General features: G+C 59.7%; 22 protein-coding genes. 15 read left to right on the top strand and 7 right to left on the bottom strand.

Annotated features, from left to right (window positions below):
- Positions 1 to 171: 171 nt before the first annotated feature.
- Together dnaN and dnaA are read right to left on the bottom strand one after the other, a co-directional pair.
- Positions 172 to 1,278, bottom strand: a complete 1,107-nt coding sequence (gene dnaN / locus QZW03_RS12105) for a DNA polymerase III subunit beta (protein ID WP_087495810.1) — start codon at positions 1,276 to 1,278, stop codon at positions 172 to 174.
- A gap of 93 nt (positions 1,279 to 1,371) precedes the next feature.
- The gene (dnaA, locus tag QZW03_RS12100; RefSeq protein WP_296510257.1) at positions 1,372 to 2,784 is read right to left on the bottom strand and encodes a chromosomal replication initiator protein DnaA; all 1,413 of its coding nucleotides are present in this window, start codon (positions 2,782 to 2,784) and stop codon (positions 1,372 to 1,374) included.
- A 274-nt stretch (positions 2,785 to 3,058) separates the two neighbouring features.
- Between dnaA and rpmH the strand changes: the two genes are divergently transcribed.
- The 6 genes from rpmH to QZW03_RS12070 all read left to right on the top strand — a co-directional run bounded on the left by rpmH (position 3,059) and on the right by QZW03_RS12070 (position 7,785).
- Positions 3,059 to 3,193 (top strand): 50S ribosomal protein L34, encoded by a 135-nt coding sequence (gene rpmH / locus QZW03_RS12095; protein WP_006299042.1) that lies wholly within the window; start codon positions 3,059 to 3,061, stop codon positions 3,191 to 3,193.
- A gap of 69 nt (positions 3,194 to 3,262) precedes the next feature.
- On the top strand, positions 3,263 to 3,691 hold the full coding sequence (locus tag QZW03_RS12090; protein ID WP_296510256.1) for a ribonuclease P protein component: 429 nt from the start codon (positions 3,263 to 3,265) through the stop codon (positions 3,689 to 3,691).
- On the top strand, positions 3,688 to 3,960 hold the full coding sequence (gene yidD / locus QZW03_RS12085) for a membrane protein insertion efficiency factor YidD (RefSeq protein ID WP_296510255.1): 273 nt from the start codon (positions 3,688 to 3,690) through the stop codon (positions 3,958 to 3,960). Before QZW03_RS12090 ends, yidD begins: the two co-directional genes overlap by 4 nt.
- On the top strand, positions 3,957 to 5,657 hold the full coding sequence (gene yidC / locus QZW03_RS12080) for a membrane protein insertase YidC (RefSeq protein ID WP_296510254.1): 1,701 nt from the start codon (positions 3,957 to 3,959) through the stop codon (positions 5,655 to 5,657). The genes yidD and yidC overlap by 4 nt, the downstream gene beginning before the upstream one ends.
- Positions 5,658 to 5,672: 15 nt before the next feature.
- Positions 5,673 to 7,079, top strand: coding sequence for a tRNA uridine-5-carboxymethylaminomethyl(34) synthesis GTPase MnmE (gene mnmE / locus QZW03_RS12075; protein ID WP_296510253.1), 1,407 nt, complete (start codon positions 5,673 to 5,675; stop codon positions 7,077 to 7,079).
- 37 nt (positions 7,080 to 7,116) lie between these two features.
- Complete coding sequence (locus QZW03_RS12070; protein ID WP_296510252.1) at positions 7,117 to 7,785, top strand: hypothetical protein; 669 nt, start codon at positions 7,117 to 7,119, stop codon at positions 7,783 to 7,785.
- Between the two features lie 19 nt (positions 7,786 to 7,804).
- On the opposite strand, the gene QZW03_RS12065 is transcribed toward QZW03_RS12070, so the two are convergent.
- Positions 7,805 to 8,359: an adenine phosphoribosyltransferase gene (locus QZW03_RS12065; protein ID WP_296510251.1), complete on the bottom strand. Its 555-nt coding sequence runs from the start codon at positions 8,357 to 8,359 to the stop codon at positions 7,805 to 7,807.
- 62 nt (positions 8,360 to 8,421) lie between these two features.
- Positions 8,422 to 10,410, bottom strand: a complete 1,989-nt coding sequence (locus tag QZW03_RS12060; protein WP_296510250.1) for a monovalent cation:proton antiporter-2 (CPA2) family protein — start codon at positions 10,408 to 10,410, stop codon at positions 8,422 to 8,424.
- Positions 10,411 to 10,453: 43 nt separating this feature from the next.
- Here QZW03_RS12060 and QZW03_RS12055 point away from each other — a divergent pair, with 43 nt between their 5' ends.
- Genes QZW03_RS12055 through QZW03_RS12040 form a run of 4 tightly spaced genes read left to right on the top strand, consistent with a single transcriptional unit; the run spans position 10,454 to position 13,417 of the window.
- Positions 10,454 to 11,455 carry a KpsF/GutQ family sugar-phosphate isomerase gene (locus tag QZW03_RS12055; RefSeq protein ID WP_296510249.1) on the top strand — a complete coding sequence of 334 codons (1,002 nt, stop codon included), beginning with the start codon at positions 10,454 to 10,456 and terminating at the stop codon, positions 11,453 to 11,455.
- A complete protein-coding gene (locus QZW03_RS12050) occupies positions 11,455 to 12,000 on the top strand; it encodes an HAD hydrolase family protein (RefSeq protein WP_296510248.1) in 546 nt (181 codons plus the stop codon). Before QZW03_RS12055 ends, QZW03_RS12050 begins: the two co-directional genes overlap by 1 nt.
- A complete protein-coding gene (lptC, locus tag QZW03_RS12045; protein ID WP_296510247.1) occupies positions 11,997 to 12,614 on the top strand; it encodes an LPS export ABC transporter periplasmic protein LptC in 618 nt (205 codons plus the stop codon). Before QZW03_RS12050 ends, lptC begins: the two co-directional genes overlap by 4 nt.
- 26 nt (positions 12,615 to 12,640) lie before the next feature.
- Positions 12,641 to 13,417, top strand: a complete 777-nt coding sequence (locus QZW03_RS12040) for an SDR family oxidoreductase (RefSeq protein ID WP_296510246.1) — start codon at positions 12,641 to 12,643, stop codon at positions 13,415 to 13,417.
- 67 nt (positions 13,418 to 13,484) lie between these two features.
- Here the strand turns inward: QZW03_RS12040 and QZW03_RS12035 are convergent, their stop codons facing one another.
- From QZW03_RS12035 to QZW03_RS12025, 3 genes are all read right to left on the bottom strand, one after another.
- Positions 13,485 to 13,916, bottom strand: a complete 432-nt coding sequence (locus tag QZW03_RS12035) for an RNA-binding protein (protein WP_296510245.1) — start codon at positions 13,914 to 13,916, stop codon at positions 13,485 to 13,487.
- A gap of 185 nt (positions 13,917 to 14,101) precedes the next feature.
- Entirely contained in the window at positions 14,102 to 14,314 is a 213-nt protein-coding gene (locus QZW03_RS12030; RefSeq protein WP_296510244.1) for a zf-HC2 domain-containing protein, read from the bottom strand.
- Positions 14,311 to 14,880, bottom strand: coding sequence for a sigma-70 family RNA polymerase sigma factor (locus QZW03_RS12025; protein ID WP_296510243.1), 570 nt, complete (start codon positions 14,878 to 14,880; stop codon positions 14,311 to 14,313). The genes QZW03_RS12030 and QZW03_RS12025 overlap by 4 nt, the downstream gene beginning before the upstream one ends.
- A 175-nt stretch (positions 14,881 to 15,055) precedes the next feature.
- Between QZW03_RS12025 and QZW03_RS12020 the strand changes: the two genes are divergently transcribed.
- From QZW03_RS12020 to QZW03_RS12000, 5 genes are all read left to right on the top strand, one after another.
- Positions 15,056 to 15,313: a DUF2282 domain-containing protein gene (locus QZW03_RS12020; protein ID WP_296510242.1), complete on the top strand. Its 258-nt coding sequence runs from the start codon at positions 15,056 to 15,058 to the stop codon at positions 15,311 to 15,313.
- Between the two features lie 45 nt (positions 15,314 to 15,358).
- Positions 15,359 to 16,291: a DUF692 domain-containing protein gene (locus QZW03_RS12015; protein ID WP_296510241.1), complete on the top strand. Its 933-nt coding sequence runs from the start codon at positions 15,359 to 15,361 to the stop codon at positions 16,289 to 16,291.
- Positions 16,288 to 17,079: a putative DNA-binding domain-containing protein gene (locus QZW03_RS12010; RefSeq protein WP_296510240.1), complete on the top strand. Its 792-nt coding sequence runs from the start codon at positions 16,288 to 16,290 to the stop codon at positions 17,077 to 17,079. The genes QZW03_RS12015 and QZW03_RS12010 overlap by 4 nt, the downstream gene beginning before the upstream one ends.
- A gap of 89 nt (positions 17,080 to 17,168) precedes the next feature.
- Entirely contained in the window at positions 17,169 to 17,597 is a 429-nt protein-coding gene (locus QZW03_RS12005) for a DoxX family protein (RefSeq protein WP_296510263.1), read from the top strand.
- Between the two features lie 8 nt (positions 17,598 to 17,605).
- Positions 17,606 to 19,738, top strand: a complete 2,133-nt coding sequence (locus QZW03_RS12000; RefSeq protein WP_296510239.1) for an EAL domain-containing protein — start codon at positions 17,606 to 17,608, stop codon at positions 19,736 to 19,738.
- The last annotated feature ends 20 nt before the right edge of the window (positions 19,739 to 19,758 follow it).

The raw sequence follows: 19,758 nt of genomic DNA, 5'->3' as shown, positions 1-19,758 counted from the left end.
CGGCTCCGCCCTCGCCCGTGTGCACAGCGCCATCGGCGTTTTCAGGGGTGGAAACCGACTTGTTTTCTTCAGTCATGGCTAACTTCTCTTCGAAAAATCTCAAACTCTTGAATGACCAAACCCCCGGAGGTCGGGGGTTTGATTGCGCGGGTAGCTACTATTTTTGTAGCGTCAGATTCTCATGGGCATCACGACGTACTTGAAGGTCGTGTTGTCGGGAATGGTGATCAGGGCCGAACTGTTGCCGTCGGACAGCTCCACTTTCACCATGTCCTGGCTCATATTGCTCAGGGCGTCGATCAGGTAGGTGACGTTGAACCCGATCTCGATGCTGTCGCCACCGTAGTCGATGTCCAACTCGTCCACCGCCTCTTCCTGCTCGGCGTTGTTAGACGCTACACGCAGGCTGCCGGGGTCGATGTTCAGGCGCACGCCCTTGAATTTGTCGCTGGTCAAAATGGCGGTGCGCTGCAGTGTTTTGAGCAGCGCTTCGCGGCCCAGGGTGATGCTGTTCTTATGGTTTTTCGGGATGACACGGTTGTAGTCGGGGAACTTGCCCTCGACCAACTTGGTCACGAACTCCATGCCGTCGAAGGTGAACTTGGCCTGGTTGTTGGCGAACTGCATCTCGATGGCGCCTTCGGCGTCGGACAACAAGCGCTGCAGCTCGATCACGGTTTTGCGGGGCAGGATGACTTCCTGCTTGGGCACTTCCACGTCGAGGGTCGCGGAGGCGAATGCCAAGCGGTGCCCGTCGGTGGCCACCAGGCTGAGCTGCTTGCCTTCTGCGACAAACAAAATACCGTTGAGGTAGTAGCGGATGTCGTGGACCGCCATGGCGAAGGACACTTGGCTGAGCAAGTCCTTCAGGGTCTTTTGCGGAACACTGAACACCGGGCCGAAGCTGGCACTTTCTTGCACCAGAGGAAAGTCTTCGGCCTGCATGGTTTGCAGTGTGAACTTGCTTTTGCCGCCCTTGAGGATGATTTTGCTCTGGCTGGATTCGAGAGACACGGTCTGGTCGCCCGGCATGGTGCGCAAAATATCAATCAACTTGCGTGCACCGATGGTGGTGGTGAAGTTGCCGGTGTCCCCGCCCAGTTCTGCCGTGGTGCGGATCTGGATTTCCAGATCACTGGTGGTCAGCTGCAGGGAGGTGCCGGTTTTGCGCAGCAACACGTTGGCAAGAATGGGCAATGTGTGGCGGCGCTCGACAATACCGGCCACCGATTGCAGTACCGATAAGACCTTGTCTTGCGTTGCCTTCAATACGATCATGTCAACCTCTTTGTGAATCTCTGCCAAACAAACAATCCCACCATTTTCTCTGTTTTTTCAGTGAGTTACGGGGGCTTGTCTCTGTTTTTACCCTTATCCCTTGAGCGTTTGCTCCAGAACGTGCAACTGCTGGTTCAGTTCGGTCAGCTGCTGTCGCTCGCCGCCGATTTTCCGGACCGCATGTAACACGGTGGTGTGATCGCGCCCGCCAAACAACTCGCCGATCTCGGGCAGGCTCTTTTGCGTCAGTTCTTTGGCCAGGTACATGGCGATCTGGCGCGGCCGGGCAATGCTGGCCGGGCGCTTCTTGGAATACATGTCCGCAACCTTGATCTTGTAGTAATCGGCGACGGTTTTCTGGATGTTTTCCACCGAGATCTGACGGTTCTGGATCGACAGCAAATCGCGCAGCGCTTCGCGGGCCAGCTGGATGGAGATTTCCTTCTGGTTGAAGCGGGAGTAGGCCAGAATTTTGCGCAGTGCGCCTTCTAACTCGCGCACGTTGGAGCGCACGTTTTTCGCGACGAAAAACGCGACTTCTTCCGGCATTTCGGAGCCTTCAGCGTGCGCCTTGTTGATCAGAATGGCCACCCGCATCTCCAGCTCAGGAGGCTCAATGGCCACGGTCAGACCGGAGTCAAACCGCGACACCAGCCGCTCGTGGATGTCTGCCAGACCTTTGGGGTAGGTGTCGCTGGTCATCACGATGTGGGACTTCTTGGCCAGCAATGCTTCAAACGCGTTGAAAAACTCTTCCTGGGTGCGGTCTTTGTTGGCAAAGAACTGCACATCGTCAATCAGCAACAGGTCCAAGGAGTGGTAGCGCTCCTTGAATTCATCAAAAGTTTTGCGTTGATAGGCCTTCACCACATCGGACACAAATTGTTCTGCATGGATGTAGAGCACCTTGGAGCCCGGCTTATCCACAAGCAGGCGGTTGCCTACAGCGTGCATCAAGTGGGTCTTGCCCAAGCCCACGCCGCCGTAGATAAACAGGGGGTTGTACAAGTGCCCGGGCATGGTGGCGACATGCATGGCAGCGGCTCGCGCCATGCGGTTTGCAGTGCCTTCCACCAGGCTTTCGAAGGTGAGCATGCTGTTGAGACGGCTCTTGGGGCCACCGGCCACGCGGTCTTCACCAACCTCCGCTTCCTCTATGGCGGCCGGTACTTCGGCTGCGCGGGGTGTGGGGGCGGGGCGTACCGAGGCCTCTCGCGGAGTGATCACTAACTCTACGGCAACCGCTTGCCCATAAAGCTTTTCAAGCATGCCTGCGATTTTCTGGCTGTACTGGGCGCGAACCCAGTCGAGCTTAAAGCGATTGGCCACGAACACGGTGATGCGGGACATGTCCTCGTGAACGAGTGCGGTGAGCGGCTTGATCCAAGTGTTGAATTGCTGCTCAGGCAGTTCTTGCGCGAGCTGATCGACGCAGCTCTGCCAGAGGCTTTGCCCGAGTTCGTAATTGGAGCCGTCGTGGGGGGAAGGGGGGGAGCCCTGGGTCATTGTGGAGGCCAGCTTCTGTGGATAGTTGTTGTTTGCTGCGAAGCGGATTCTAATTTATCAATACTTTATCCACATTGTCGCCGCGGACAGGTGCAGTTCGTGCAAAAGAATCTGATTGCGATCTAAGGTGTTGCCCTGATTGAGAAAGTTTGCGATAATCCGCGGTTCCCCTGATTGTGTTCGGGGCGATAAGACCGAAATCTGCGTTTTCAAGTCCCTGGTGAGTAGCACTGGCGGGCCGCGCAGATACCACTGAGCCTGTTAGGAAAATTTCATGAAACGCACATACCAACCCTCCAAGATCCGTCGCGCACGTACTCACGGCTTTCTGGTTCGCATGAAGACTCGCGGCGGCCGCGCTGTGATCAATGCACGCCGCGCCAAAGGCCGCAAGCGTCTGGCTGTCTAAGACGGCTTCGCGAACCGGAGCTTTTAGCTTTTGGTGACAGCGGAACCGCACACTGGCAGTCGTACTGCCGTGCAGCGACTTCAAACACGCGCCCAGTTCCAAGCGGTATTGGGTGGCACTACGGTTTCTAAAACAGCGCACTTTGCTTTGCATTGCTGCGCTGTTGCCGTTTCTGATGCAGACGGGAAGCCCACGGCTTTCCCCTCCTGTGGTTTGTGGTTGGGCGCCATGGTGCCCAAGCGGTGGGCCAAGCGTGCAGTGACCCGCAACACGGTCAAACGCCAGATTTACAGTCTTGGTGCAGAGTTCGCTCCACTGCTGAAAGAAAAGGCGCATTTGATCCGCTTGCGGCGTGACTTCGACCGCAAGATCTTTGTCAGCGCCACTTCGGATGCCTTGAAGGCTGCGGTGCGCCAAGAGTTGCTGGATTTGTTCGGCCAGATCGTGGGCCCGTTGCCCTTGAAAGCCGGCCCTGGTCCGGTGGGGCCCGCGCCATGATGAGGCGTGTCCTGATTAGCGTGGTGCGCGCCTATCGCTTGCTGCTGAGTCCATGGTTGGGCTCGGCGTGCCGCTTTAACCCCACATGTTCTGTGTACGCCATCGAGGCTCTTGAGCGTCACGGTGCGACAATAGGCAGTTATTTGACAGTCGCGCGTCTTGCGCGCTGTCACCCGTGGTGCGCGGGTGGGCATGATCCTGTGCCTGAGAATGCGCCGCGACTGTTCAGTCGCTTGATTCAATCCCCCTCTGAGAAGAAGTCTTCATGAACGATATTCGCCGCACCATTTTGTGGGTGATCTTTGGGTTCTCCATGGTCCTCTTGTGGGATCAGTGGCAGATCCACAATGGAAAACAAGCCACTTTCTTCCCGAATCCAGCACAAAAGGCAGCCCCGGCGCCAGCAGCATCCGTGAGTTCTGCGGGGATACCTGCTGCCGTGACTCAGGCTCCTGCGGTCGATGTTTCTGCCGCTGCAGCCGCACCAGCGGTGGCATCTGAGCGCTTCGAAGTCAGCACCGATGTACTGAAGCTCACCTTCGACACCCAGGGCGGTGCACTGGTTCGCTCCGAGTTTTTGCAATATCTGGACTCCAATGACAAGTCACGCAACTTTGTGTTGTTGGATGACACCAAGGACCGCTACTACCAGGCCCAGACAGGTCTGATCGGTGGCACCTCCCCTGACAGCTTCCCTACGCACAAGTCGGTCATGGCGTTTTCCGGTGATAAGTCGCTGAAAGACGGTCAGGACGAGCTGAAGCTGGTGTTCACCTCGCAGGACACGGGCGGTCTCCAGCTGGTGAAAACCTACACGATCCGTCGTGGAGCCTATGACATCGCGGTCAAACACGAGGTCATCAACAAGGGGGCTGCCGCTCTCAGCCCCCAGCTGTACTTGCAACTGGTACGTGACGGTAACAAACCCGCAGGTGAGTCCTCGTTCTATTCCACTTTCACGGGCCCCGCTGTCTACACGGATGCCAAGAAATACCAGAAAGTGGAATTCAGCGACATCAAAAAAGGCAAGGCCGACTTTGAAAAAGAAAGCACCCACGGCTATGTGGCCATGGTGCAGCACTACTTTGCAAGTGCCTGGATTCTTCCGGCTGACATGAAGCGCACCTTTTCTTTGGATGCCAAAGACGTAGGTTCCACAGTAGCCGATTGCTGCTACCGCGCCACGATGATCACGCCGCTCGAAAGTCTTGAGCCCGGGAAAACGAAGGCCATCGACGCGAAATTGTTTGTCGGACCCCAGGAAGAAAAGAAACTCGAAGCCTTGGCCCCCGGCATGGAGTTGGTGAAAGACTATGGATGGCTTGCGATTCTGGCCAAGCCTCTGTACTGGTTGCTGGACAAGCTGCATGGCTTCATTCAGAACTGGGGCTGGTCGATTGTGGCCCTCGTGTTGCTGTTGAAAATCGCGTTTTACTGGCTCAATGCCAAGGCGTATGCCAGCATGGCCAAGATGAAGGCGGTCAACCCGCGCATCATGGAAATGCGCGAGCGCCTCAAAGACAACCCGCAGCAAATGCAGCAAGAAATGATGCGGATCTACCGTGAAGAGAAGGTCAACCCCATGGGCGGTTGCTTCCCCATCATGGTCCAGATTCCTGTGTTTATTGCCTTGTACTGGGTGCTCTTGTCCAGCGTGGAAATGCGCAATGCACCGTGGATTCTGTGGATCAAGGACTTGTCTTCCCCGGACCCCTTCTTCATCCTGCCCGTGGTGATGACCCTGACGACCTTGCTGCAAACCGCATTGAACCCGGCTCCACCGGATCCTTTGCAAGCCAAGATGATGTGGTTTATGCCCCTCGCATTCAGCGTGATGTTCTTCTTCTTCCCGTCCGGCCTGGTGCTGTACTGGATTACGAACAACATCTTGTCGATTGCACAGCAGTGGATCATCAACACCCGGATGGGCGTGCCACCGCAGTTCAACCTGCCGAAGTTCAAGTAAGCAGATCGGGACAAGGTGCTGTCACGGCATACTGACCCGATAGCCGCCATCGCTACGGCCTCCGGCCGTGGCGCTGTCGGGATCGTGCGGGTGAGCGGCAAATCTTTGGCGGCTTTTGTCGGAGCACTTCTCGGACGTGCCCTGCGGCCGCGCGAGGCGACTTACCTCCCTTTCCCGGATGCCCAAGGCCAGCCCATTGACCATGGGTTGGCTTTGTTTTTTCCGGGACCCCACTCCTTTACAGGGGAAGATGTGCTTGAACTACAGGCGCACGGCGGCCCGGTGGTGCTGCAGCTCCTGCTGGCACGTTGCCTTGAGCTCGCCTCCAAGCCCGTTGAACCCCGCGCCGCACCGCTGCTGCCTTCATTGCGCCTGGCCGACCCGGGTGAGTTCACGCAGCGCGCCTTTTTGAACAACAAGCTCGATCTAGCCCAGGCCGAAGCTATTGCCGATTTAATTGATGCGAGCACGGAAGCTGCGGCTCGCAGTGCCAGTCAATCGCTCTCTGGCGCTTTCTCCAAGGAAGTGGTTTCGCTCAGAGACGCGTTGATTCATTTGCGCATGCTGGTCGAAGCGACGCTTGATTTTCCGGAGGAGGAAATCGACTTCCTCGAAAAGGCCGACGCAGTCGGTCAACTGCAGCGCCTACAAATTTCGCTCAGAACGGTGCAGGCGAAAGCCACGCAAGGAGCCTTGCTGCGTGAGGGCATGAAGGTAGTGATTGCCGGACAACCCAACGCAGGGAAGTCCTCACTCCTCAATGCACTCGCAGGTGCGGAGCTGGCCATCGTGACACCGATTGCTGGGACGACCCGCGACAAAGTACAGGAAACCATCCAGATCGAGGGCGTCCCGTTGCACATCATCGACACCGCAGGTTTGCGCGAAAGCGACGATGAGGTCGAACAAATCGGCATTGCCCGCGCATGGGAAGCCATTGCCAGCGCCGATGCCTTGGTCTTTTTGCATGACCTGACGCGGCAGGATGCTCCTGAATACATAGCGGCAGACGCAGGTATTGCCGGGGCTATAGCCCAAAAAGTACCTTCAAAGGTACCCGTCATTCATGTTTGGAACAAAGCAGACGCGAATCCCCGCGTGACGACTACGGACGGGATCGTGCTCTCGGCTAAGACCGGTGCCGGACTAGATGCCCTGCGTGCGCGCCTGCTGGCAGCGGCAGGTTGGCAACCTGCACAGGGTGGCACTTTTATCGCACGCCAACGGCATTTGCAGGCTTTGCAAGAAGTCTCAGACCACTTGGAGAACGCCTCAGAGCTTTTAGCAAGTGGTGGCAATGCACTGGATTTACTCGCCGAAGAGTTGCGTTTGGGCCAGAATGCGCTCAATCGAATTACCGGGGCTTTTGGGGCGGATGATTTGTTGGGTGTCATTTTTTCCAAGTTTTGCATTGGAAAGTAGCCTCGCTGAGGCAGCACAAGGTTAAGGAGCACGCCGAATGTCGTTTTTCAATTGGTTCAGCCGACCAGCCCGGCAAAACAGGTCGCAAACGCAGCACTCCGGGCTGGAGGGTTCAGAGTCGGGCCGGCAAAGTCGCAATAAGGTTTCAGGAAACAACGCCACTGCACAGGGTGGCCGCAAGAGTGAGCGCCTCGAGCGCCGGGAATCCCTGTACAGCGTGGTTCGCGAGTCTATGACCGGTGCGGGCTTGCTCTCCAGCAGCTATAAGTTCAAGGTGCTGTCCCTAGATTCGCGGGGACGCCAGTACCTGATCATGATGGATATGGCGGAACCCAATGTGCGCGAAACCGCTCGCCTCGTCGATATCGAGAAGCGCATTGCCAAAATCGCTAAAAGCCGGTTCGACCTTCTGGTTACCGCGGTCTATTGGCGTGTCAATGAGCACTTGAGTTCGACGATGGCGCTTGTCGAAGACGACCATGAAAAGACGCTGCCAAAGCCGCGCCGGTTCGAGCCATTGGCAGCGTCTGAGGTCGAGGCGTTCAAGCAGGCACTTGCCGGCGTAGCGGCCGCCCCTGCGCTGTCGGCGCCCGGTGAAATTGTAAAGTCAGGTCGCAGGAACCCGGTGCCGACAAAGTTTGCCGACACCGAGCTGGAAGACCGTCAATCCCCGCTGAGCGCAACGCAGTACGGTGAGTTGAACTAGCCTACCGTGGTAGCTTGACTCAGTGTCCTGAGAAATCTACCAAGGTGAACAAGGGCAAGCCGGACTCACGGAGTTTGTCCGAACCGCCCAATTCCGGCAGATCTACGATGGCAGCGCCTTCCATGACATGCGCGCCTTGGCGTTCCAGTAGTTTCTTGCCCGCCATCATGGTGCCGCCGGTCGCAATCAAATCGTCAATCAGCAGCACACGATCTCCGGGCTTCACCGCATCCGTGTGGAGCTCTACAGTGGCACTGCCGTACTCGAGTTCGTAGGTCTCCTCGACGGTAGTGAAGGGCAACTTGCCTTTTTTCCGGATAGGCACGAATCCGATGTTGAGTTCATAGGCAACGACGGCGCCCAGAATAAAGCCCCGGGCATCCAATCCGGCCACCACGTCCGGACGCATGGCCGGGTCCATGTAGCGGTGCACAAACGCGTCAATCAAGACCCTGAATACCTTGGCATCTTGCAGCAATGGGGTGATATCGCGAAATTGAACACCCGGGGTAGGCCAGTCCGGCACGGTACGGATGTGGTCACGAAGATACTGGTTGATGCTCAGATGTTGCATAAATACTCATGAAAAAGCGCCAAAGTGGCGCGGCGCTATTGTGCGCGCAAGCCAGCCGATGCTCAAAGGCCTTTGAGCAATTTTTGTTCAGCGCTCGCCAATTCGGTCGCCTTGCCACTCAGAACCAGGATGTCCCCGGGTAGCAAGCACACGGCCTCATCAATCACCACTTGCTTACCGTCACCACGACGTAAACTGACCAACCGCACATCCAGAAGCTCCAAATGAAACTCCTCCAGTGGCCGTCCTTGGGCCCGGAACCCAGCCGGCAAGGTCAGTGTCGTTAGCCGTTCGTTATCCAGCTCGTCCACAGAGTTGTCATCTGCACCGTGGAAAAAGCCCTTTAACAAGTTGTAGCGTGCATCTCGTTGCTCTTGCACGATGCGGATCACACGCCGCATCGGGACTCCCACGAGCGCGAGAGCATGGCTTGCCAGCATGAGAGAGCCTTCTATGGCTTCCGGAACCACTTCGGTCGCACCGGCGGCCTGCAGCTTCTCGAGATTCTGATCGTCCTGGGTGCGCACAATGACTGGCACCTGGGGCGCATGGGAGCGCGTGTTCGCCAGTACTTTCAAGGCACCCGCGGTATCGAGGTAGGTAATCACCACGGCACTGGCGCGCGCCAGGCCGGCAGCCATCAGGGCCTGCAGCCGTGCGGCATCGCCAAAAACCACAGAGTGTCCGGCGGCCGCGGCCTGCCGCACCCGGTCCGGGTCCAGATCGAGTGCCATGTAGGGAATGCCTTCTGTTTCCAGCATGCGGGCCATGTTCTGGCCGCAGCGCCCGTAGCCGCAAATGATCACATGTTGGTTGGCGTTAATTGACTTTCGGGCGATAGAGGTCATTTGCAGCGACTGCTGCAACCACTCGCTGCTCACGAGCTTCATGACAATCCGGTTGGTATTCATCACGATGAATGGCGTGATCAACATCGACAGAACCATGCCTGCCAAAATCGGATTCAGGAGCTCCGGGGGCACCAGAGAATTCTTTTGCGCCAAAGTCAGCAACACAAAACCGAACTCGCCCGCTTGCGCGAGGTACAGCCCCGTACGAAGAGACACGCCTGCGGTAGAGCCGAGTAGCCGGGCGATGGCCGCCACCAAGGCCGCCTTGAACAGCGTGGGTACGACCAATAACAAGAGGACTAGAGGCCAGCGCTCCAGCACCAGCCGCCAATCCAGCAGCATGCCGATGCTGATGAAAAAGAGCCCAAGCAGCACGTCATGAAAGGGCCTGATATCTGTTTCGACCTGGTGCTTGTACTCGGTTTCTGAAATCAACATGCCGGCGATAAACGCACCCAAGGCCAAGCTCAGCCCGGCCAGCTCGGTGAGCCACGCCAGTCCCAGTGTGATCAGCAGCAGGTTGAGGACAAACAATTCCTCACTTTTCCGCCGCACCACCAGCGTGAGCCAGCGTCGCATCACGTGCTGACCGCCGACCAACAACACAGTGACCAGCACGGTGGCCTTGACCGCAGCAATGGCAAGGGCTTCAATCAAGGCCTCACCGGAAGCACTTAATGCCGGTATCAGCACCAGAAGCGGCACGACGGCCAGATCCTGAAACAGCAGGACGCCCATGACGCGTTTGCCGTGCTCGGATTCCATTTCCAGTCGTTCCACCATCAACTTGACGACGATGGCCGTGCTGCTCATGGCCAAGGCGCTCGACAGCGCCAACGCTGCCTGCCAGCTCAGGTTCCAAGCGCTGGGTAACCACATGGAAATGGCTAAAGTCAGTCCGGTCGCAAGAAGAATGGTCAGGCTGACTTGCAAGAGCCCCAAGCCGAATACGTGCTGGCGCATGGAGCGCAGGCGGGGAAGGTTGAACTCCAGCCCGATCACGAACATCAGAAAGACCACGCCGAACTCACCAAGGTGTCGCACGGCCTCGGAGTTCTGCGACAGCGCCAACGCGTTCGGGCCGATGATGACCCCGACGGCTAGGTAACCCAGCATAGGCGGCAATTTGAGCGAGCGGCAGACCACGACGCCGAGCACCGCAGCAAAAAGGTAGAGCAAGGTAATTTCTAAACCGGACATGCACTGATACTAGCAAGAGACATGCACTCTATAAAATGCCGGCATGACAGCACCCATCTCGAAGGTTTCCTCCTTCAATGCCCAACGGGCTCTTGACCTCGCCCATGAAACGTTCGACACCGAAGCCGCAGCTATTCAAGGACTGAAGTCCCGCATAGGCCAAGGATTTACCCAAGCGGTGGAAGTCATATTGGGTCTTGAGGGGCGCGTCGTTGTCATGGGGATGGGAAAAAGCGGCCACGTCGGGCGGAAGATTGCCGCCACCCTCGCCTCGACTGGCACGCCCGCTATGTTTGTGCACCCCGGCGAAGCCAGCCACGGCGACCTCGGCATGGTCACCCCCTCCGATATGGTGCTCATGATCTCCAACAGCGGCGAGTCGCAGGAGGTCGCCGCCATCCTGCCGGTTCTCAAGCGATTGGGCGTGCCTCTGGTGGCCATGACCGGCAACGGTCGCAGCACCATGGCAATGCATGCCAACCTCTGGATTGACACCGCCGTGAGCAAAGAGGCGTGTCCGTTGAACCTCGCCCCCACCGCCAGCACTACCGCGCAACTTGCCATGGGAGACGCTCTGGCGGTTGCACTGCTCGATGCCCGCGGATTCCGCGCCGAGGACTTCGCCCGTTCGCACCCCGGCGGAGCACTCGGACGCAAGCTACTCACCCATGTCTCCGATGTGATGCGTAGCGGTGACGCAGTTCCCCGTGTATTGCCCGAGGCAAGCTTCAGTGAGTTGATGCGTGAGATGAGCAGTAAAGGGCTCGGTGCCACAGCGGTGGTCTCCGAAGCCGGCGCTGTGGTCGGCATCTTTACCGATGGGGACTTGCGGCGCCTCGTTGAACAAGGGACTGACTTGCGGGGCAAAACAGCGGCTGAAGTCATGCACACCTCGCCGTGCACCATAAGTGCGCACGCCTTGGCAGTGGATGCTGCGGACTTGATGGAGGCGCGTCGCATCACCAGCGTCCTCGTGCTGGATGAAGCCGGACACCTCTGCGGCGCAGTGAACAGCAACGACTTGATGCGTGCCAAGGTTATCTGATGTCTCCACTCCTGAACTTTCCCCCGGATTTGTTACTGAAGGCGCAAGGTATCCGCGTGCTTTTTCTCGACGTTGACGGGGTGTTGACGGATGGTGGCCTCCTCTTTACCGCCGAAGGCGAAACCAGCAAACGGTTCAACACGCTGGATGGTCATGGACTCAAGCTACTTCAAAAAGCAGGTATCACGCCCGCCGTGGTGACCGGTCGCGACTCTGCGGCTTTGCGTGCCCGGCTCAGCGCTTTGGGCGTGCAGCACGCGAGATTCGGGACCGAGGATAAACAGCCTGCTGCTGAAGAAATTCTCCAAGAGCTGGGCGCAACCTGGGATCAGGCCGCCGCCATGGGCGACGATTGGCCTGATTTGCCCATGATGCAACGGGCGCGCTTTGCATGTGCGCCGCCGAACGCCCATGCAGAAGTGAGCGGTCGCGCTCACTACGTGACCCGCGCGGCAGGCGGGCATGGGGCGGTGCGGGAGGTGTGCGATGTTCTTCTGGTGGCCAGCGGGCGATATGCAGGCCTGTTGAAACCTTATCTCGGATGAAGGGCCTGTTGTATGCCGCCTGGGAGCGGCTCATGCTGTACCTGCCTGTCCTGGTCATGGGTGTGCTGGCGCTAGGTACGTATTGGCTTGTGAGGAGTACCCCCGTGCCTGAGCCTGCGGTCGCGGAGCGGGTCCGGGGGCATGAGCCGGACTATTTCATGGAGGGCTTTAGTGTCAAAACCTTCGATGCATCAGGTCAATTGCGTTCCGAAGTGATGGGGCGAGTCGCGAAACACTTTCCCGACACGAAGTGGCTTGAAATCGATGCAATACGCATCCGCTCCTTCGATACAAAGGGCCGCCTGACTACGGCCTCGGCCGAACGGGGCCTGGCCAATGAAGACGGCTCCGAAGTGCAGCTTCTCGGGAATGCGCTTGTCATTCGAGAAGCACTGGCCGCACAAGGCGCATCGCCGGGGCAGCCACGTTCTGAATACCGGGGTGAGTTCCTGCACGCGTTCATGGATACCGAACAAGTCAAGTCCCACAAACCGGTAGAACTGCGGCGCGGGCAGGATGTGTTTACCGCAAACAGCCTGGAGTTCGATAACGTTCAGCAGACCATTCGCTTGCAGGGGCGGGTGCGCGGCACCCTGATTCCTGCAAAGCGCTGACCTTCACCAATTGGGGAGTGCCCGGAATGCCACCATTGATTTTTATAACAGGTGCCTCCAGTGGCATCGGCCAAGCATTGGCCAAGCGCTTTTATGACGCAGGCTTTTCGCTGGCGCTGGCGGCCCGGCGCACTTCAGAAATTCAAGAGTGGGCCCGAACAGAGGGTTTAGATTCACAACGTTTCCGGGTCTACAGTGCGGACGTCTCAGATGTCGACAGCATCGTGTCTGCGGGACAAGCGTGTTTGCAGGCGCAAGGCGTGCCTGACGTAGTAGTGGCGAACGCCGGTATCAGCATCGGCATGGACACCGGTGTTCTGAGCGACCTTCAAGTGATGCAGCGCACGTTTGCAACCAACAACACCGGGCTGGCAGCAACTTTTCATCCCTTTGTGCGGGCCATGGAGGCGCGGGGGTCCGGCTGCCTGGTGGGGATCGGTAGTGTGGCCGGGATCCGGGGCCTGCCCGGCCATGGTGCGTATTGCGCAAGCAAAGCAGCGGTGATTGCTTACTGTGAGTCTTTGCGTGGTGAGTTGCGCGCAAGTGGGGTGAAGGTGGTCACTTTGTGTCCGGGGTACATCGACACGCCGCTGACCCGTCAAAACCGGTATTCCATGCCGTTTCTCATGCAGCCGGACGATTTTGCTGACAAGGCGTTTGCGGCAATTCAGCGTGGTGACCGTTATCGCGTGATTCCGTGGCAAATGGGCTGGGTGGCCAAGCTACTCCGGGTTTTGCCGAATGGGATTTTTGATCGGGTTCTTGCCGGTCGCCCGCGCAAACGCCGGATCGACGAGCTTTAAAGAGCTTTCCACCAAACAAAAAGGGACCCGAAGGTCCCTTTTACATGCTGCAGAAGCAGTTCCTGGCTTAGTAGCTGGAACGGCCACCGCCGTAGCCGCCGCCACCGGAACGGTCACCGCCGCCGCCGTAGCCGCCGCCACCGGAACGGCCGCCGCCGCCGAAGCCGCCGCCACCGGAACGGCCACCGCCGCCGTAGCCGCCGCCACCGCCAGCACCGCCGCCGAAGCCGCCGGAACGTGGAGGACGTGGCTCCATCGGACGGGCTTCGTTCACCACGAGACCGCGGCCACCGAACTGTTGACCGTTCATGGCGTTGATAGCGGTTTGTGCTTCAGCATCGCTGCCCATTTCCACAAAGCCGAAACCCTTGGAGCGACCTGTGTCGCGTTCCATCATGACTTTGGCGCTGGAAACGGAACCGTGCTGGGAAAACGCTTGTTGCAGGTCTTCGTCACGGAAAGAATATGGCAGGTTGCCGACGTAAAGTTTGTTGCCCATGGAGGGACTCCTCAAAATAACTCAAAACGCGATGGAGTCCTTAACCGCAATCAACAAACCATTGAAGACTTAAAGCAGACGCGAAACTGACTAATCACCGCAAACTTGCATACCGATATTTCGGCAATGCCAAACCATTATGCGTTACTTTGCGGTCGAAACCTAATTTTTCTTGTTTTTTCAGGCTAGCCGGCAGAATCGGCATCGTTTTCGCTGTAATGCCGCCACTGGCGCATGCTGTTGCGCAGGGTTAAGAGTTGTTTTTCGAAGCGGGGGCATGCTCTGCAGGCCATCAAATGCAGGCGAAGAGCCGCATGGTCGAAGAAGGGCAGTGCGCGATCTTCACGTGCCACCATCAGCGCGGCGGCTTCTTTGCAGGTGCGGCTTAATAGTTTCATGGAGCCTCCACGTGTTGGAACCAGTTCATGGCGAGACACTCCCTCAGGCGCAACCGGGCACGGTGGAGTTGGACGTAGAGGTTCGTCGGCGTCAGGTTCAACTCCTTACAAATTTCTTCACTGGAGAGTTCGAGCCACTCGCGCATTAAAAACAAACGCCCTTGCACCGCGGGCAGTTTGTCAGCACACGCCTCCAGCACTTCAAAAAACTGGCGGCTCTGGGTTTGCTGCTCCGGGTTTCCCCAGTCCGCGGGGGCCTCGGTGAAGTGGCCGTCTGCCTTGAAGCTCATCAGTTCCAAAGGGTCGGTGTCGTCGTCTTCCGAGTTGCTCCCCGCAGTGACTTCGCGGCCGTGGTGTCGCAGTGCATCCACCACTTTGTGTTTCAGGATGCCGACCAGCCAGGTCTTGAGTTGGCTGCGCTGTGCAAAAGACTGGGGTTTGGCCAGTGCCGCGAGTAGGGTCTCTGACACAGCATCTTCGGCCCATGCATCATTGCGCAGTTGCATGCGGGCGAATTTATAGAGATAGTCGCGAAGGTCGGCGACCTGTTGCTCGTAGCTGGTCATGGGCATCCCGGAAATGAAGTGGTCAGTGTACGGGGCCGATATCAAAATAATTTGACGGGCGCTGTAAGAAAGCCCGCGCTGCTAGGACTAAACCGTAACCACAGCGCTGCGGCATGGAGCAACAGATGCTGAATGGTTGATCTCACTTCGAATGAACTTGTTGAGGAGTTACGACATGAACCAACGCGCTCTGCTTGCCGCTACCGCTGCTACTTTGATGACTATGGCTCTGGCCACTGCACCTGTGGCAGCCCAGGAAAAAGAAAAATGCTTCGGCATTGCCAAGGCTGGCCAGAATGACTGCGCCAACGCCTCCGGCACCCACTCTTGTGCCGGCCAGGCCAAGGTGGACATGGACAAAGGTGAATGGAAATACGTTGCCAAAGGCACCTGCGAATCCATGAAGGGCAGCCTCAAAGCGCCCAAGATGTAATCAGACTCAGCACATAGTTTGAAAGCCCGACCACCCATGCACTGCATGACCGCCACGCCCTCCTTTGCGGAAGGGTGCGCGCCGGTCGGCATCGGGTGGCGGCACCCTCATTACGCGGAGCTGCTGGAGCGGCAGCCTGCTTTGGATTTCCTCGAAGTCCATTCTGAAAACTTCTTTGCGCCCGGTGGGGCTGCACTGGCAGTGCTGGAGCAGGGCCGAGCGCACTATCCCATCAGCCTGCATGGCGTGGGCTTGTCGTTGGGTTCTGCGGTGGGGCTGGACCCCTGGCACCTCGACCGGCTGGCCTGGCTGGTGGAGCGCATCGATCCGGTGCGCGTGAGCGACCATGCCAGCTTTGCCCGCGCCCCCTATGGGGGGTCTGCAGACGCCAGCACGGTGCATGCATCCGACCTCTTGCCTTTGCCCTTTACCGACGAAGCGCTCAGCGTTCTGTGTACCCACGTGCAGCAGGTGCAAGACCGGTTGAAGCGCCGGTTCATGGTGGAGAACCTGTCCGCCTACCTGAGCTGGTGCGAGCCTGCGGGCGCACAGGTGTGGGAGGAGCCTGCGTTTCTGGCTGCGCTGGCACAGCGCACGGGCTGCGCACTGTTGGTGGATGTGAACAACATTTACGTGAATGCGCTCAACGCCCGCTTGCGCGGTGCGCTGGAAGACCCGCTCACCGCCTGCCGCCGTTGGCTGGATGCGATACCCGCGGCATGCGTCGGCGAGCTGCACCTGGCGGGTCATTGCGAGGTGGATGACGTGCATGGGCACATCGTGATCGACGACCATGGCAGCCGGGTGGCCGAGCCCGTATGGAGCTTGTACCGCTATGCACTGGAGCGCTTCGGTCCGGTGCCGACCTTGATCGAGTGGGATACCGATGTGCCTGCGCTGGATGTGCTGCTCGCCGAAGCGCAGCGCGCCCGCGCTATCGGCGTCCCATCGGCCACGCCCGCACAGGTGTCGGCATGAGCACCCTGCTCGCGCAACAGCAGGCACTGGTGCGCGCCTTGTTCGAAACACCGGCGCAAGATGCTATGGAAATAGTAGCTGCTCACGCAATTGATATAAGGGCTAGAGGGCTAAAAGCTTATCAAGCCAATGGCCATGCTCTGGCCCGTCGCGCCTTGCAGGCGGCCTACCCGGTGCTCACCCATCTGATCGGGCAGACCAGCATGGAGGATCTGGCCCCCGCCCTCTGGCACGCCCATCCGCCGACTGCGGGCGACATGGCCTTGTGGGGTGGACACTTGGCCGGTTTTGTAGCCGCCAGCCCACAACTCAGCGATGCGCCCTTTTTGCCTGACGTGGCCCGCTTGGAGTGGGCCCTGCACCAGGCAGCAGGTGCGGCCGATGCGCTGCCTGACCCGGCCACACTGTCCCTGCTCAGCACTGAAGACCCGGACACTTTGCAACTCCCCTGTGCCCCGGGCACCGCGCTCCTGGTCAGCCCGTGGCCAGTGGTCGCCATGTGGGAGGCGCATCAACCGGGTTCCACGGGGTTTGACGAAGTCACCCGCCTCTTGCAGGCCGGTAGCGGGCAAAGCGCGGTAGTGTGGCGGCAAGGCTTCAAGTCCCAAGTGCGGCTCGCTCTGCCGGGCGAGGCTGAAGCGCTGGCAGTGTTGCTGCGCCAGGGCAGCCTGGGCGCTGCCTTAGACGCCGCCCCTGAGCTTGATGTCGCGGCATGGCTGCCGCTTGCGGTGCAAACCGGCTTGTTGCTGTCGGCCCGGGTCGCGATACCGCCGCCCGCGGCCTCTTGAATTCATTTTTTTAAAGGCTCCGTGTGAAAACCTCTACCTCTGTGTACACCCCCCGCGCCCGTTCAGCGGGTTGGCCCGCGGCTCAGCGCGTGGTGACCCTGGCACACGCCGCCCTGGATGCGCTCCAGGCCCCGGCCGCGCTGCTGGCGCGCCTGTATGTCGCGCAGGTGTTTTTTCTGTCGGGCTTGACCAAGCTGCGTGACTGGGACACCACCCTTATGCTGTTTGTGGATGAATACCACGTGCCGCTGTTGCCCCCCGCATTGGCCGCCTGGATGGGCACCGGCGGTGAGCTCTTGCTGCCGGTGCTGCTGGTGCTTGGCTTGGGCGGGCGCTTTGCGGCGCTGGGGCTGAGCGTGGTGAATCTGGCCGCGGTGTTGTCATTGAGCGAAATTGCACCCGCTGCTCTGCAGCAACACATCACCTGGGGCGTGGTGCTGGCGGCGTTGGCCCTTTACGGGCCGGGCGCATGGTCGCTGGACCGCTGGATTCAGCGGCGCTGGTTTGCCGGTGTTTAATCCGGTGCATGGTCCCCACTAAACCCTCTGCTCCCGCCGGCTGGTTGCCGCGGCTGCGTCCACGCAGCATTGCGGCGCGGCTGGCGTGGGCACTCGGGGCTTTGGTGTTGATGTTGCTACTGGCCTTGAGCCAAGGGGCGTGGCAGCTGCGCCTGGTCACGGAGCTGACCCGCCACTTTGCCACCGGCGACATGCAGCGCTTGTTGCGAGTGCAAACCCTCTCCCAGCAGACCGAGGGCGCAGGCAGTGCGCTGGTGCGGCTGGTGCATGCGCCCCGGGCGGACCGGGTGCATGAGTACGCGGTGGTAGATGAGCGCAACCGGGTGCTCGACGGCATCATTGCCTCGCTGTCGGAGGATCTGATGGACCCCACCCAGGAGGCAACACTCGTGCGCCTGGTAGCCTGCCGCAAGCAGTACGCCGAGGCCTTCATCAACACCGTGGACCAGATCGAGGCCGATGACCTCCCCGCGGCGGTGCGCATTCTGAATGACCAGGTCAACCCGGCCCTCAAGGCCATGTTGCAAGAGTCGCAAACCCTGTTACAGCGCGAGCGCCAGCGGGTCGAGGCGCAGCTGGACAATGCCCTCGACTTGTTGGGGCGCGTGGTGATGTGGCTCACCGCCGTGTCAGTGCTCGCCATGGCGCTGGCTGTTTACGTGGCTTGGCGCACCGCCCGCAGCGTGGTCGGCCCCTTGCTCCAACTCGAAACCGTGGCCCGCACCATTGCCCAAGGGGACTATGCGCACCGCATGGTGTCTACCGGCACCCGCGAGGTAGACCGGGTGGGCGACGCGCTCAACACCATGGCCGACGCCGTGGCGCAGCGCGAGCAACAAATCGTGCGGCTGGCCTACCAGGACAGCCTGACCGGCTTGCCCAACCGCACCGCCCTGCTTACGCCGCTGCAGCCGGCGCCTGCAGGGCTTAACACCCTGGTGCTCATGGATCTGGCGCGGCTCAAAGGCATCAACGAAACCCTGGGCTACACCACCGGCGACACCTTGATCAAAGAAATGGCGCTTCGGGCGGAAAGCGCGCTGGCGCAGGCGGCGCAGTCCGGCTGCATAGCGCCGGGCTATGTGCTGGCCCGTTTGTCGGGCGGCACCCTGGCGGCTGCAGTGCAGGCGCCCGACCGTGCGGCGGTGGCCCAGCTCCACGCGCTGTGGGAGCGCGCCATGGCGCCCACCGTGGCCTGCAGCGGCCACAACGTAGATGTGAGCCTGGCCTACGGCTGTGCCGACACCGGTGCCGGTCAGGCCGCACCCAGCCTGGTGACGCTGCTGCGCAACGCCGAGGTCGCCCTGCACTCCGCCAAGCGCGCGACCGGTAACTTCGCCTGGTACAGCGAAGCCCAGGAGGCCGCCCGCCTGGGCCACCTCAGCCTGCTCTCCGACTTGCGGCAGGCGGTGGCCCAGTCCCAGCTCCAGATGTGGCTGCAACCCAAGTTGAGCCTGAGCGATGGCAGCCCTGTGGGCGCTGAAGCTCTGGTGCGCTGGGCCCACCCGGAGCGGGGCATGGTGTCGCCGGCCGACTTTGTGCCTTTTGCCGAGCAAACGGGCTACATCACCCTGGTGACGGACTGGATGCTGACCGAAGCCCTGCGCACCCTGCAAACCTGGCAGCGCAGTCACCCGCACATGAGCATTGCGGTGAACCTGAGCACCCGCGATTTGCAGGACCCCGACTTTGCCCACCGCCTGTCCCGGCAAGTGGCCGCCAGCGGTGTGGACCCGCAGCGCCTGCGCCTGGAAATCACCGAGAGCGGCCTGATGGAGGACCCCACCCACAGCGTGGCCCTCCTGCACGCGCTGCGTGCCGTCGGCATGCCGCTGTCGATTGACGACTTCGGCACCGGCTACTCGTCCCTGGCCTATTTGCAAAAGCTGCCGGTGAGCGAGCTCAAAATCGACCGCAGCTTTGTCGATGGCATTGATGCGGCCCCCGCCACCCAGCGGCTGGTCAAGGCCATGATCGAAATGGGCCACGGCCTGAACCTGATGGTGACCGCCGAGGGGGTCGAAACCCCCGCAGAGCGCGACACTCTGCGCCAACTGGGCTGCGATGTCATGCAGGGCTACCTGGGAAGCCGGCCCCTGCACGGCGACAAGCTTGCGGCTTGGTTGCTATCAAATACATAGCTGATTGCGCACATTTAATG

Source organism: Rhodoferax sp., assembly GCF_013297935.1.
GTDB lineage: Bacteria > Pseudomonadota > Gammaproteobacteria > Burkholderiales > Burkholderiaceae_C > Allorhodoferax.
The sequence above is the reverse complement of the archived record's forward strand: the minus strand, read 5'-3'. Positions and strand labels throughout refer to the sequence as shown.